General features: G+C 65.0%; 8 protein-coding genes and 1 tRNA gene. 6 read left to right on the top strand and 3 right to left on the bottom strand.

What is annotated here, in order from left to right:
• The first annotated feature begins 278 nt into the window (after window positions 1–278).
• On the top strand, window positions 279–911 hold the full coding sequence (locus tag ACS8Y6_RS18105; RefSeq protein ID WP_440851747.1) for a metal-dependent hydrolase: 633 nt from the start codon (window positions 279–281) through the stop codon (window positions 909–911).
• Window positions 912–1,155: 244 nt separating this feature from the next.
• On the opposite strand, the gene ACS8Y6_RS18110 is transcribed toward ACS8Y6_RS18105, so the two are convergent.
• Window positions 1,156–1,623 (bottom strand): DUF2501 domain-containing protein, encoded by a 468-nt coding sequence (locus ACS8Y6_RS18110; protein ID WP_440851746.1) that lies wholly within the window; start codon window positions 1,621–1,623, stop codon window positions 1,156–1,158.
• A 311-nt stretch (window positions 1,624–1,934) separates the two neighbouring features.
• On the opposite strand from ACS8Y6_RS18110, the gene ACS8Y6_RS18115 reads away from it, so the two are divergent.
• Window positions 1,935–2,011, top strand: a tRNA-Arg gene (locus ACS8Y6_RS18115).
• Between the two features lie 527 nt (window positions 2,012–2,538).
• Here the strand turns inward: ACS8Y6_RS18115 and ACS8Y6_RS18120 are convergent.
• On the bottom strand, window positions 2,539–2,949 hold the full coding sequence (locus ACS8Y6_RS18120) for an Hsp20/alpha crystallin family protein (RefSeq protein ID WP_440850489.1): 411 nt from the start codon (window positions 2,947–2,949) through the stop codon (window positions 2,539–2,541).
• 383 nt (window positions 2,950–3,332) lie between these two features.
• Here ACS8Y6_RS18120 and ACS8Y6_RS18125 point away from each other — a divergent pair, with 383 nt between their 5' ends.
• From ACS8Y6_RS18125 to ACS8Y6_RS18140, 4 genes are read left to right on the top strand one after another with little or no spacing between them, the layout of a single operon-like run.
• Complete coding sequence (locus ACS8Y6_RS18125) at window positions 3,333–4,892, top strand: efflux transporter outer membrane subunit (RefSeq protein WP_440856214.1); 1,560 nt, start codon at window positions 3,333–3,335, stop codon at window positions 4,890–4,892.
• A 27-nt stretch (window positions 4,893–4,919) separates the two neighbouring features.
• A complete protein-coding gene (locus ACS8Y6_RS18130; RefSeq protein WP_440856215.1) occupies window positions 4,920–6,182 on the top strand; it encodes an efflux RND transporter periplasmic adaptor subunit in 1,263 nt (420 codons plus the stop codon).
• Window positions 6,182–9,313, top strand: a complete 3,132-nt coding sequence (locus ACS8Y6_RS18135) for a multidrug efflux RND transporter permease subunit (RefSeq protein ID WP_440856216.1) — start codon at window positions 6,182–6,184, stop codon at window positions 9,311–9,313. The genes ACS8Y6_RS18130 and ACS8Y6_RS18135 overlap by 1 nt, the downstream gene beginning before the upstream one ends.
• Before the next feature lie 17 nt (window positions 9,314–9,330).
• Entirely contained in the window at window positions 9,331–12,399 is a 3,069-nt protein-coding gene (locus ACS8Y6_RS18140) for an efflux RND transporter permease subunit (RefSeq protein ID WP_440850485.1), read from the top strand.
• Window positions 12,400–12,576: 177 nt separating this feature from the next.
• Here the strand turns inward: ACS8Y6_RS18140 and ACS8Y6_RS18145 are convergent.
• Window positions 12,577–13,003 (bottom strand): phytanoyl-CoA dioxygenase family protein (locus ACS8Y6_RS18145; RefSeq protein ID WP_440856217.1); only part of this gene is annotated, 427 nt, incomplete at its 5' end.

Below are 13,003 nucleotides of genomic sequence, written 5' to 3' on the forward strand. Positions count from 1 at the left end.
CTGCGTTGCGAGAGGGCGCATTCTAGACCTTCGCCGATACGTGTCAACAAGTTTTTTCACGACACTGTCACAAACGCCGCCGTGGCGGGCCTGCACGGCGCCGGCGAGCGATCGGCGCGTGTTCCAGCGCGCGCCGACACGCCCAGTTGCCGCCCTGGGATGACGAGGCGGCTGACACAGGAAAGACGGCGCCCCGAGCGTACAAACCCGCGCTAAGCACTTATTGCGCCGGCACTTTCATCGCCATAAACTGGATGTTTGTACATGACCGTCATCCCGTGGCTAATTTCACTACCCATATCGGTGTCGCGGCGTCAGCGGGTGCAGCCATCGCGGCCTCTGGCTTGTCAGCGCAACTATGGCCGTTGACCCAGGCCCCCGCGATCGTGCTCCTTGTGGCCCTGGGCGGCATCATGCCGGATATCGATGCCGACAAGTCGCGGTCGGCCCGGCTGATCTTCACCGTCCTGGCGATTACCGCGGCCCTGTCGGCGCTGGCACTCGCGCGACCTTCCCTTTCGATTCTGGGGGCGACCTGTCTCGCCCTCGGGCTGTATGTCGGAATTCGCGATGTGGTCGCGGTCGTGTTCAGGGCACTGACACGCCATCGAGCCAGTTGGCATTCACTGCTGGCAGTCACCGCCGTCCTGTTGTCCACGACAACCGTGAGTTATCGCTGCTTCGGGCAGCCGGCGCGATTGGCGTGGAGCCACGGCATGGCGATGGCGGCGGGCATGCTGATTCATCTACTGCTGGATGAGTGCTTCAGCATCGACCTGGAAGGCGCGCGCCTCAAGCGCTCGTTCGGCACGGCGCTCAAGCTGTTCGACTATCGACGTCCCTATGCGACGGCCTTGATGGCGGGTGCAACCCTGTTGGTCATGGCCTGGACCCCTCACTGGCCCTTCTGACCCCGCATCGCGCCCCGCGGGCGACCGCCGACCGCGGCCCGACGCCAATCGCGGCCGGGGAGATCGGCGGCCTGACCGCTTTCAATACTGTCCTGGCCGACGCTCGTCGTCAGGGTGTCTCGGCCGCGCGCTGTGCCGACCCGAGAGCGTACACACCGGCCGGCTGCCCCGTCAGGCCCGACGATTATCCGGCAGAACCGAGTACCTGGTGGGTATCAGGTGAGTGCCAGGCGCGATCGTGTGCTTACTTGCCCAGGAACGATGAAAGGGCCTGTTTGGCCACCGCACCGCACACGCGGGTGCCGATCCGATCCTTCAGGTTGGCCAGGTTGAACTGATTGCCCTGCCCGCCCTGAAGCAGGCCGGATAAACCCTGTTGATACCCGGGGCTCTGTGCGGCCTTGCTCTGGCCACCCAGCTTGCTCAGCAACCGATTCCTGATCTGCTCCGTCGCGCTCTGCGTATAGCCGTGCTTCTGGCAATAACCCAGCACCCCGGCCACATTCTGCATGCTGGCCAGATTGAACGAGCCGGTGCCAAGCTCGTGCAACAGTGTCGCCGAACCGGCAATATTCCCGCTCTGCGTGGCATTCGCGGAATTCATCATGCCCGATGCACTCTGCTTGATATTATCGAATGCATTGGCGGAGGCCAGCGACGGCAGAGCAAGCGTGCCGGCAACCAGTACGATCGCGAGATATCGACGATTCATGGACTACTCCTCGAAAAAAAACGGTGTGGCGATGCCGATCGAACGTCGTGACGAAATGCGGCGGTGCGCACCCGGCCGTACGCGCGACGGGACCGATTGGATCCAACACGCCGGCGCCAAGGCATTCGTCGCATGGGCAAACGGATACGCTGGCGCGCCTATTGTCCCATGAAAGCACATGAGGAGCCGGATAAGGCGCCGCGCACGGGCCGCGACGGGATAAGCCGCCGCCTTATCGCCTGCCCTTCGCGTGGTGGGATACGACACACGAGTATGAAGATCATGCCCGGGTCTTTTACAATAGCCAGCACGCGCCCGTAGCTCAGCTGGATAGAGCACCGGCCTTCGAAGCCGGGTGTCGCAGGTTCGAATCCTGCCGGGCGCACCAAATAATATTAAGAACCCGCAAGCGCGCGTTTTTTCATGGCCAGAACGAAGCCCATTCGAACCTGCGGCAAGTGACAAGTCAGGTTCGACGAGCGCGCGCCAGCGCGCTCGTCGAACCGGGTCGCGTAGCGACACGGGCCCGAAGGGTGAGCGGCGCAGCCGCGAATAATCCTGCCGGGCGCACCAGACATAGAAAACCCGCCAGATGTGCGGTTTTTTTTATGCTCAAACGAAGACCATTCGAACCTGCGACAAATAACAAGCCAGGTTCGACGGCCTCGCAGCGCGAGGCCGAACGGGGGCGCGCAGCGCCACCGGCCCGAAGGGCGAGGCGCGTTAGCGCCGAGTCATCCTGCCCGGGCCCGGGAATCGCCGCCACGCCGCAATCCGGCGCGGCCGTTGGTTCGTGGAGGCTCATGGACGCCTCGTCCAGCGGGAAAAGGACGGCGGCACGAGCTCGCCTGAAATAGCAGCAAGCCAAAACAGAACCGCGACAACGTGCCGCCAAGCCGCAGTGTGGGGGCAAGATTACTCGATCACGACCTCTGTTTTTTCGACAGCGCTTTCAGCGGTCTTCGGAAGCCGAATCTCAACCAGGCCGTCGCGGTACTTCGCATGGATCTTTTGTGCATCCGCGTTCCCGGGAAGACTGAAACTGCGAGCGAACTGTCCATAGAAGCTTTCTCGTCGATGCTGCTTTTCGTCCTTCTCCTCATGCTCCCAGCGTCTTTCGCCGGACAGTTTCATAATGCCCTTGTCCACCGTCAGGTGAATATCATCTCGATTCACCCCCGGCAGTTCGGCGCGAATCACATATTCCTTCTTCTTCTCGCGAATATCGACGGCCGGCATCCAGTCGTTCCGGTCAAGCGCTCGCGCATCGCCGCGCCTGAACATGTCGTCAATTTCGCGCAACGGGTTCCACGTCATCAGGTCCATGGTCATCTCCTGTAACTTCGATCAAGCGACCTCACTCCTGAATCGCGACCATGCGCCAGGTAGCCCGCCGGCCGCTTGATCTCGGTCAACCCTCGCGCGCATTCAAAGCGCGCACCCCGGCGTCGGGACGCCAAACGCGGTATCCAGACCAAACAGGCCCGCGGGGCGCGGCCTTGGCCAGACACCAGGTAGCCCCGTTCAGCGAGCACGATCGCGCGCCCAGCGGACACCGAACGCTCTTTCGCCCCTATTCAACGGCCGCGGCTATTCCATCCCCACCTTTGTATCGTTTTATGTCAGCCGACGTATTCGACATACTCTGCGACAAACTTGCGCCCCCCTGACAACGGCGCGCCATATCGGGCGCTGTAATATCCCTCACCATGACCTTCGCTTTATCAGACCGGCGTCATTGCGAGGCGGTCGCTGCCCTCCTGCGTGCCTGGCCCAGGCATACGCGCCGTCCCATTGCCGGGGTGATACTGCTGGCGCTGGCCGGCTGCGTTCTGCCGCCGAACGTGCCGACGCCGAAATCGATCGCCCCGGCACAATATCGCGGCGCGAACAAGGGCGGAGCCGCGGGCAAGGCCCCGGTATGGCCGTCGCCAAACTGGTGGCGGAATTTCGGCTCGCCGGAACTGAACCGGCTCATGTCGCGGGCGCGCGCCGCCAATTACAACATCGCCGCGGCCGCTGCCCGAGTCGCCCAGGCGGACGCGCAGATCCGTGTATCCGGCGCGCCGCTGTTCCCGAGTCTGAGCGCGAAGGGCTCGGGCACCCGCAGCTATCAGGGCGCGGGTTCGCAAAGCAGTTCGTATGCGTTACCCAACGGCAACGGCGGTACGACCAGCGTGTTGTCGTCCGGCTCGACGACACGCACCAACTACCAGGCCGCCCTGAGTGCCAGTTACGAGCTCGACTTCTGGGGCAAGAACCGCAGTGCGCTGAACTCGGCGCGCCAGTCCGCACTGGCCAGCCGCTATGACAAGGCGACGGTGGCGCTGAGTGTGGAATCGAGCGTTGCCACTACTTACTTCACCATCGTCACGCTCAAGGACCGGCTGCGCATCGCGCAGCACAACCTCGGCGTTGCGCGCGATCTGCTCAAGGCTTTGCAGGCACAGCTCCAGGTCGGCATCGGCACCGCGCTCGATGTCGCGCAGCAACAGACGCAGGTGGCGAACCAGTTCGCCGCGATTCCACCGATCCGGCAGCAGCTGCAGCAGAACATCAATGCGCTGGCGGTTCTGCTCGGCGAAGCGCCGGCACAGCTCGATCTGGCCATCACGACGCCGTCGAAAATCAACGTGCCGTCGATCGACGCCGGGCTGCCCTCCACCCTGCTGACGCGCCGGCCAGATATCGCCCACGCACGCGCCCAGCTCGCCGCCGCGCGCTCGGATGTGTCGTCGTCCAAGGCCGCCCTGTTCCCGACATTCGATCTGAGCGCCCAGGGCGGTTGGCAGAACGCGACCCTGAACGGGCTGTTCAACCCGCTCAACGAATTCTATTCGCTGGCCGGCACCATCACCCAGCCGATCTTCCAGGGCGGTCAACTGCGCGGACAGCTCGCCGTCAGCCGCGGGCGCTATGACGAACTGCTGGCCAATTACCAAAGCGATGTGCTCAGCGCCTTCGAGGATGTGGACAACGCCTTGACCGACATTCGCCAGACCACCGAACAGGAAAAACGCCAGCAACAGGCGGTCAAGCTGGCCAAGCGCGCGCTGGATATTTCACGCGCGCGGCTGAAGCAAGGCATCACCGACGTCACCACGGTGCTCAATACCGAAAAGACGCTGTTCAACGCGCGCGACGCGCTGGCCCAGACCCGTCAGGCCCGGCTCAACGCCACCGTCAGCCTGTATCAGGCGCTCGGCGGCGGCTGGGATCAAAAAACCGCCAAGCAATCGAAAAGCTATGCGGAAATGCCGCGGTTCTGAGCGACGTGCCGCCTGCAAGGAAAGACGATGACTAGAAAACGTGTGTTCGTCGGCCTGCTCATGCTGGCCGCGCTGGCCGGACTGATCTGGTTCGGCCTGTCGGCGCATCAAGGCAAATCGGCGCGCGGGCACGGCCGGTTCGGCGGTGGCGCGGGCGGCGTGCCCGTGCTGACGGCCAAGGCTGTCACGCAAAACGTGCCGGTGATCCTCAACGGCGTGGGCACGGTTCAGGCGTATCAGACGGTTACGGTACAACCGCAGGTCGGGGGCAAGCTCCTGAGCCTGAATTTCAAGGAAGGCCAGGAAGTCGACAAGGGCGACGTGATTGCCAAGATCGATCCGACCACCTACAAGGCGGATCTCGAACAGGCCAAGGCCAAGCTCGCCATGGATCGGGCCGGGCTGGCCAACGCCCGGCTGGACCTCAAGCGCTACGCCAAGCTGGCGAAAACCAATTACGTGTCGAAACAACAGGCCGACCAGGCGCGCGCCACCGTGCGCCAGGATATCGCCCAGGTGCAATCGGACCAGGCCGCGGTCGACAGCGCGCGGGCCACGCTCGGCTATACCTCGGTGGTGGCCCCGATCACCGGGCGCACGGGGATCCGCATGGTGGATGAAGGCAATATCGTGTCGGCCAGCAGCACCGATATCGTCGTCATCACCCAGCTGCAGCCGATCGCTGCGGTGTTCACCCTGCCCTCGGACGACGTCGCCAAGGTCCGGGCAGCCGCCGCCAAGGGGCGGCTGACCGTGCGGGTAGTCGGCGCCGACGGCGACAAGGTGCTGGATACCGGGCACCTGGAAGTGATCAACAACCAGGTCGACACCACCACCGGCACGATCAAGCTCAAGGCCATATTGCCCAACGCGAACCAGCAACTCTGGCCCGGACAGTTCGTCAATGTCCGCCTGCAGGTGGGCACGCTGGACAATGCGACCGTGGTCCCGGTCGCCGCCGTCCAGCAAGGCCCGAACGGCGCCTTCGTTTATGAAGTCGGCAAGAACGGCAAGGCCGAGATGCATTCGGTGACCGTCACCCAGCAGGACGAGACCCGGGCCGTGATCGCCCAGGGCGTGCAACCCGCCCAGGCCGTGATCACCGCCGGCTTCGGGCAGCTTTCCGACGGGGCCAAGGTCAAGGTCGACGCCGGCCAGGCACAGTCCCGTTCGCCGTCGGCCCAAGCCGCGCAGGAGATCGGCCACAAAGCGGATTCCGGTCGCGCTGACGACAATAGCGAACGCGACGATGCCGCGCCCACCCGGCATAAAGGCAAGGCGAAGCCCTGATGCGCGTCTCCGACGCGTTCATCAGCCGGCCGATTGCGACGTCGCTGCTGGCGCTGGCGGTGCTGCTGTCGGGCATTCTCGGCTATCGTTTTCTGCCGATCTCGTCGCTGCCGCAGGTGGATTTTCCGACCATTCAGGTGACCACGCGCCTGCCCGGCGCCAGCGCCGATACCGTCTCGCGTCTGCTCACGGCGCCGCTGGAGCACCAGCTCGGCCAGATTCAGGGCCTGGCCAACATGACGTCGACCAGCGCCATGGGCCGCAGCGAGATCACGCTGCAATTCGTGCTCGGGCGCGACATCGATGCCGCCGCGCAGGACGTGCAGGATGCCATCAACGAGGCCAACGGCAATCTGCCGAACAACCTGCCCTATCCGCCGAGCTACTCGAAGGTCAATCCGGCCGACACCCCGATCCTGACGATCGCACTGACCTCGAAGAACCTGCCGATCGAACGCCTCAGCGATGTCGCCGACACACTGCTCGCCCAGCGCCTGAGCGAGGTCAGCGGGGTCGGGCACGTCACCGTCGAGGGCGGCATTCGCCCGGCGGTGCGCATCCAGGCCAATCTGCCGCAGCTGGCCTCCTACGGGCTCGGGCTGGAGACCCTGCGCAGCGCGATCTCCGCGGCCAACACCAACCAGCCCAAGGGCTCGCTCTCGGGCGCGGTCAAGGCGTACACCATCGGCGCCAACGATCAGCTCGCCGATGCCGCGGCTTATCGCAACGTCATCGTCGCCTACAAGAACGGTGCGCCGGTGCGTCTGGACAACGTCGCGAAAGTCGTCTCGGGCGTTGAGAACAACAGGGTCGCGGCCAACTTCAACGGCACGCCGGCGGTGGTGCTGGATGTCCAGCGTCAGCCGGGCGCCAACGTGGTTCAGACCGTCGATGCGCTCAAGGCGCGGCTTCCGGCGCTGCGCTCAGCCGTGCCCAGCGGCGTGAACATGCAGATCGTATCCGACCGCACGGGCACGATCCGTGCATCGGTGCGCGACGTCCAGTTGACCCTGTTGCTATCCGTGGCCCTCGTGGTGATGGTGGTGCTGCTGTTTCTGCGCAGCGTGAGCGCCACGCTCATCGCCGGCGTCGCGCTGCCCCTGTCGCTGATCGCCACCTTCGGGGTGATGTGGTTCGCCGGTTTTTCGCTCGACAATCTCTCATTGATGGCACTGACCATCGCCACCGGCTTCGTGGTCGATGACGCCATCGTGATGATCGAGAACATCGTGCGTCATCTGGAGGCGGGCGAGTCGCCGATGCGGGCCGCCTACAAGGGCTCGGGCGAAATCGCCTTTACCGTGATCTCGCTGACGTTGTCGCTGATCGCCGTGTTCATCCCGCTGTTGCTGATGCCCGGGATCGTCGGGCGCCTGTTCCGCGAGTTCGCACTGACGTTGTCGGTGTCGGTCCTGGTCTCGGCCGTGGTGTCGCTGACACTGACGCCGATGATGTGCGCCCGGCTGCTGTCGACGAAAACACGCGAGCCCGGGCGCCTGGCGCGCGCGGCCGACCGCGCCGTGACCCGCCTGACCGATGGCTACCAGCGCAGCCTGCGCTGGGTGCTGGCGCACCGGGCGGCGACGCTATGGGTGACCATCGCCACGCTGGCGCTCACGATACTGCTCTACATTCTCGTGCCGAAGGGCTTCCTGCCGCAGGAGGACACCGGTCTGCTGACCGCTCAGACCCGTGCCGACCCGTCGGTGTCGTTCGATGCCATGCAAAAGATCCAGGCCCGGGTCGATGCCGCGGTGCGGCGCGACCCCGATGTCGCCGCGGTGACCTCGACGGTTGGCGTGAGTTCGAGCAACGCCACGCCCAACACCGGCAGTATGTCGATCGTGCTCAAGCCGCAGGCGGATCGCGGTGATGCTATCGACACCACGATCGACGACCTCAACCGGCGCGTGGCGAACATCCCGGGCGTCAATGTGGTGTTCAAGGCGGTACAGAGCATTCAGATCGCCACCACGAGCGGGCCGACGCAATACCAGTATGTGCTGACCGACAGCGACGCCGGCCGCTTGACCCAGTGGTCGCACCGTCTCACCGCGGCGCTGCAGCACGTAGCGCGGGTCCGCAATATCTCGTCGGACATCGACAACATCGGCGAGCGCGTGCAGATCGATGTGGACCGCAATGCGGCCGGACGGCTGGGCGTAACCATGCAGTCGATCAACGACACGCTCTACGACGCCTTCGGCCAGCGCCAGATCTCGACCATCTTCGGCCAGGCCAACCAGTATCGCGTGGTTCTGGAGGCGGCGCCGCGCTACCGATCCGACCCCTCCGTGCTGTCGGATCTGTACGTGCCCACCAGCGACGGGGCCCAGGTCCCGCTGCGCGCGGTGGCCAACACGCATCTGGTGACCGCGCCGCTGGCCATCCAGCACGAGGAACAGTTTCCGGCGGCCACGCTGAACTTCGATCTGGCGCCGGGCACCTCGCTCGGCGAAGCGATCAACGCCATCCAGAATACCGAGCAATCGATCGGCATGCCGGCCGCGATCCAGGGTACGTTCGTCGGCAGCGCCGCCGAGTTCGCCAGGTCACTGGCGGTCGAACCCTGGCTGATACTCGCGGCGATCATCGTCATCTACATCCTGCTCGGCGTGCTCTACGAGAGCTTCATCCATCCGTTCACGATCCTCACCACCCTGCCCTCGGCCGGCGTCGGCGCCCTGCTGGCGCTGTCCCTGCTCGGCTACGACCTGTCGGTGGTCGCGCTGATCGGCATCATCCTGTTGATGGGCATCGTCAAGAAGAACGCGATCATGATGATCGACTTCGCGCTCGATGCCGAACGCGAACGCGGCCTGGCGCCGGAGGCGGCGATATTCGAGGCCGCCCTGCGCCGCTTCCGGCCGATCATGATGACCACGCTGGCCGCCCTGCTCGGCGCCCTGCCCCTGGCGCTGGCACACAACGTGGGCTCGGAACTGCGGGTGCCGCTGGGCGTGACCATCATCGGCGGGCTGCTGTTGTCGCAGGTGATGACGCTCTATACGACACCGGTCATCTACCTGTACATGGACGGCGTCAAGGACCGGCTCGCGCGCTCGCGCGTCGGGCGTTATCTGGGCAACCATGAGCAACGCGGTCGCGGCCTGGCGCCGCCGATCCGCTGACCGAAGCCGGCCACGCGATGAATATTTCGGCTCCGTCCATACGGCACCCGATCGGCACCTGTCTGCTGGCTTTCGGCCTGTTGCTGCTCGGCACGGTGAGCTATCTCTACCTGCCGGTAGCAAGCCTGCCATCGGTGGATCTGCCGATCATCACGGTATCCGCCAGCCTGCCGGGCGCGAGTCCCGAGACGGTGGCGGCCACGGTTGCCGCCCCGCTGGAACGCCGCCTGGGCGCCATACCCGGCGTCACCGCGCTGAGCTCCACGAGCACGCTCGGTTCCACCAACATCATGATCCAGTTCGCGCTGAGCCGCAGCGTGGACGGCGCGGCCCAGGATGTGCAGTCGGCGATCAACGCGGCCCAGGCCGATCTGCCGGGCAATCTGTCGCGCACGCCGCATCTGCGCAAGATCAACCCCTCGGCCTTTCCCATCCTCATCCTCGCGCTCACCTCGAAAACGATGCCGCCGAGCGATCTCTACGACGTCGCCGACACCGTAATCGCCCAGCGCATCGCGCAGGTACAGGGCGTCTCCGATGTCTCGGTAACCGGCGCCGAGCAGCCGGCCGTGCGCGTGGCCATGCAGCCCGGCAAGCTCGCCGCTATGGGCGTGGGCCTCGATGTAGTGCGCCAGGCGATCGTCCACGCCAACGTCGACACCCCGCTGGGCAGTTTCGACGGCCCCCGACGTCGTCTGAGCATCGCCACCAACGGCGCCCTGCGCTCGGTGGACGACTATCGCGCGATACCGATCAAGAAGGCCGATGGCACGCTGGTGCCATTATCCGATGTGGCGCACGTATCGGCGGGCACCCGCGACCGCCTGCAGACGGGCTCCTACGACGGCAAGCCCGCGGTCCTGTTGATCATCCATCAATCCAGCGGCGCCAATGTGGTCGCCACGGTCGATCGCATCAAGGCGATGCTGCCGACGCTCGATCACTGGGTGCCGAGCGGGGTGAAGATATCCACCTTCTCCGACCGCACCACCACCATCCACGCGAGCGTCGACGATCTGCAGTTCACGCTCATGGCCAGCATCGCGCTGGTCATGCTGGTGGTGCTGCTGTTCCTGCGCCGCGGCGTGCCGACGATCGCCGCCGGCATCACCGTGCCGCTGTCACTGGCCGGCACCGCGGTATTGATGTGGTTGTGCGGCTTCTCGCTGGACAACCTGTCGCTGATGGCGCTGACCATTTCCGTCGGCTTCGTGGTCGACGATGCGATCGTGATGATCGAGAACGTCTACCGCAATCTCGAAGCCGGCATGCGCCCGCTGCGTGCGGCGTTCGCCGGCGCCAGGCAGATCGGCTTCACCGTGGTCTCGATCAGCCTCTCCCTGATCGCGGCCTTCAGCCCGCTGGTGCTGATGAGCGGCATCGCCGGGCGGCTGCTGCGCGAATTCTCGCTGACCCTGGTATTCGCGATTGCCGTTTCGGCGCTGGTTTCGCTGACCGTCACGCCGATGATCTGCAGCCGTTTCATCCGGCGTGCGCCGAGGCTCGGCGAAACCCGGCTCGATCGCCTGCTGGAACCCGCTCTGGGCTGGCTCAACGGCGTCTACAGCGCCAGCCTGCGGCATGTCATCAACCAGCGCTGGCTGATGATGGGCGTCACCGGGCTGGCCCTGGTGCTGATGGGGGCATTGTTCATGCATCTGCCCAAGAGCTTCATTCCGGCCGGCGATGCGGACCTCCTGATCGGCATCACCCAGGGCGCGCCGGATGCCTCCTTCGATCGCATGGTGGCGATCGAAAAACGCGTGCGCAATATCGTGCTTTCGGACCCGGCGGTGGCGCATGTCGGCGATAGTGTCGGCTCATCGAGCCGCGGCGGCGCCAACCAGGCACGCCTGTTCGTGGCGTTGAAGCCTACGGATGAACGCACGGCCACGGCGCAACAGATCATTGCCCGCCTGCGGCCAAAGCTGGCCCAGGTCAAGGACGCCCGCACGTTCCTGAGCGCGATCCAGGCGCTGCCCACGGGCGTGCATCACAGTGACAAGGGCAATTATCAGTTCACCCTCTGGAGCCCGGACCTCAACCTGTTATCGACATGGACGCCCCGGGTGCTGGCACGGCTGCGCGGGATACCGCAGCTGGCCGATGTCTCCACCGATCGGGATGAGGGCGGCCCGCAGGTCAATCTACAGATCGATCGCACGGCCGCCGCGCGCCTGCATGTCAGTGCCACGGCCATCGATTCCGCCCTCAACGACGCCTTTTCGCAGCGCCAGATCTCGACCATCTATACCGAGAGCAATCAATACAAGGTGGTCCTCGGCATCACGCCCGATCTGCAGCGTGAAGTGGCCGATGTTCATCGCATCGACGTGACCGCCGAAGACGGCAGCCAGGTGCCGCTGTCGGCGGTCACGACAATGCGTATCGGCACGGCCCCGTTGTCGGTACACCACGATGGCCAGTACCCGTCGGTAACTTTCAGCTACAACCTCGCGCCCGGGGCCACCATGGGCGTGGCCCGGAGCGCGATCCAGACCGCGATGGGCGCACTGCACGCCCCGCCCGACATCCACGTCGATCTCGGCAGCAGCAATCCGGCCAGCGCCGGCCACGAACTGCTGCTGATCGGTGCCGCGTTGATCTCGGTCTATCTCGTGCTGGGCATTCTCTACGAGAGCCTGATTCATCCGCTGACCATCCTCTCGACCCTGCCATCGGCCGGCCTGGGCGCGATGCTTGCCCTGTACCTGACCGGCACCGAGCTCTCGCTCATGCCAGTGATCGGCATCGTGCTGCTGATCGGCATCGTCAAGAAGAACGGCATCATGCTGGTCGACTTCGCGCTCGAAGGCGAGCGCAAGCGCGGCTGGACACCGGAAAAAGCCATCTTCGAAGCGGCCCGCGAACGTTTCCGCCCGATCACGATGACCACCCTGGCGGCCGTGCTGGGCGCCGTACCACTACTGATTGCCTCTGGGCCCGGCTCGGAACTGCGACGCCCGCTGGGCATCACCATCATCGGCGGCCTGATCGTCTCGCAGCTGCTCACGATTTACACGACACCTGCGATCTATCTGGTCATGGATCGCATGCGCCGACGACGGCGCATGCCAACGGCATGACACGGTCAGGCCTGTAGCCGGGCAGGCCGGCGCCAAGGCCCCGGCCCCGTCGGACACGAGCCGGCCGTGGCGGCGGGCCGGGCAACAGCGCCCACCGGGCCCGCCACCGGTGATGTCAAAAAAACGCCGGCGCTCGGACCGGCGTTACTGCTGGACGTGTTCGGGTTCGCTCCGGCTTCAGCGCAGTTGCGCATACGGGTCGTACAGATGCAGCGGTTCCGGGGTTTCCCGATTGGCCAGAAACGACGGTCGTGCCCGTTTGGCCGCGAACGGTTCCTCCAGCACGTTGTGTACGCTGTTGTAGACGAAGAACAGGTTCGAACGCGGCCAGGGCGACATGTTCGCGTTCGAGGCATGCAGCACATTGCATTCGAATAACAACAGCGAACCGGCCGGGCCCTTGGGCGCAGTGATACCGCCGCGATTGACCAGTTCCTGCAGGTTCTGCTGGCTCGGCACGCCGGTTTCCTGCATCTTCAGGGAGCTCTTCCAGTTCTCGTCCGGCGTGGCCCCCTGGCAGGGCACGAACTCGTGGTGGGAGCCCGGGATGGTAAACGGTCCACCAACCCCATCCTTCCGGCGGCATAACCGATAAGCCAATCTC

The sequence above is a fragment of the Salinisphaera sp. RV14 genome (genome assembly GCF_052044135.1).
Classification (GTDB): Bacteria; Pseudomonadota; Gammaproteobacteria; order Nevskiales; family Salinisphaeraceae; genus Salinisphaera.

Bases quoted from the DNA above. Each gene is read 5' to 3' on its own strand.
- ACS8Y6_RS18110 (WP_440851746.1), bottom strand. From the start codon at position 1,623: ATGAATCGTCGATATCTCGCGATCGTACTGGTTGCCGGCACGCTTGCT.
- ACS8Y6_RS18130 (WP_440856215.1), top strand. From the start codon at position 4,920: ATGACTAGAAAACGTGTGTTCGTCGGCCTGCTCATGCTGGCCGCGCTG.
- ACS8Y6_RS18125 (WP_440856214.1), top strand. From the start codon at position 3,333: ATGACCTTCGCTTTATCAGACCGGCGTCATTGCGAGGCGGTCGCTGCC.
- ACS8Y6_RS18120 (WP_440850489.1), bottom strand. From the start codon at position 2,949: ATGGACCTGATGACGTGGAACCCGTTGCGCGAAATTGACGACATGTTC.
- ACS8Y6_RS18140 (WP_440850485.1), top strand. From the start codon at position 9,331: ATGAATATTTCGGCTCCGTCCATACGGCACCCGATCGGCACCTGTCTG.
- ACS8Y6_RS18135 (WP_440856216.1), top strand. From the start codon at position 6,182: ATGCGCGTCTCCGACGCGTTCATCAGCCGGCCGATTGCGACGTCGCTG.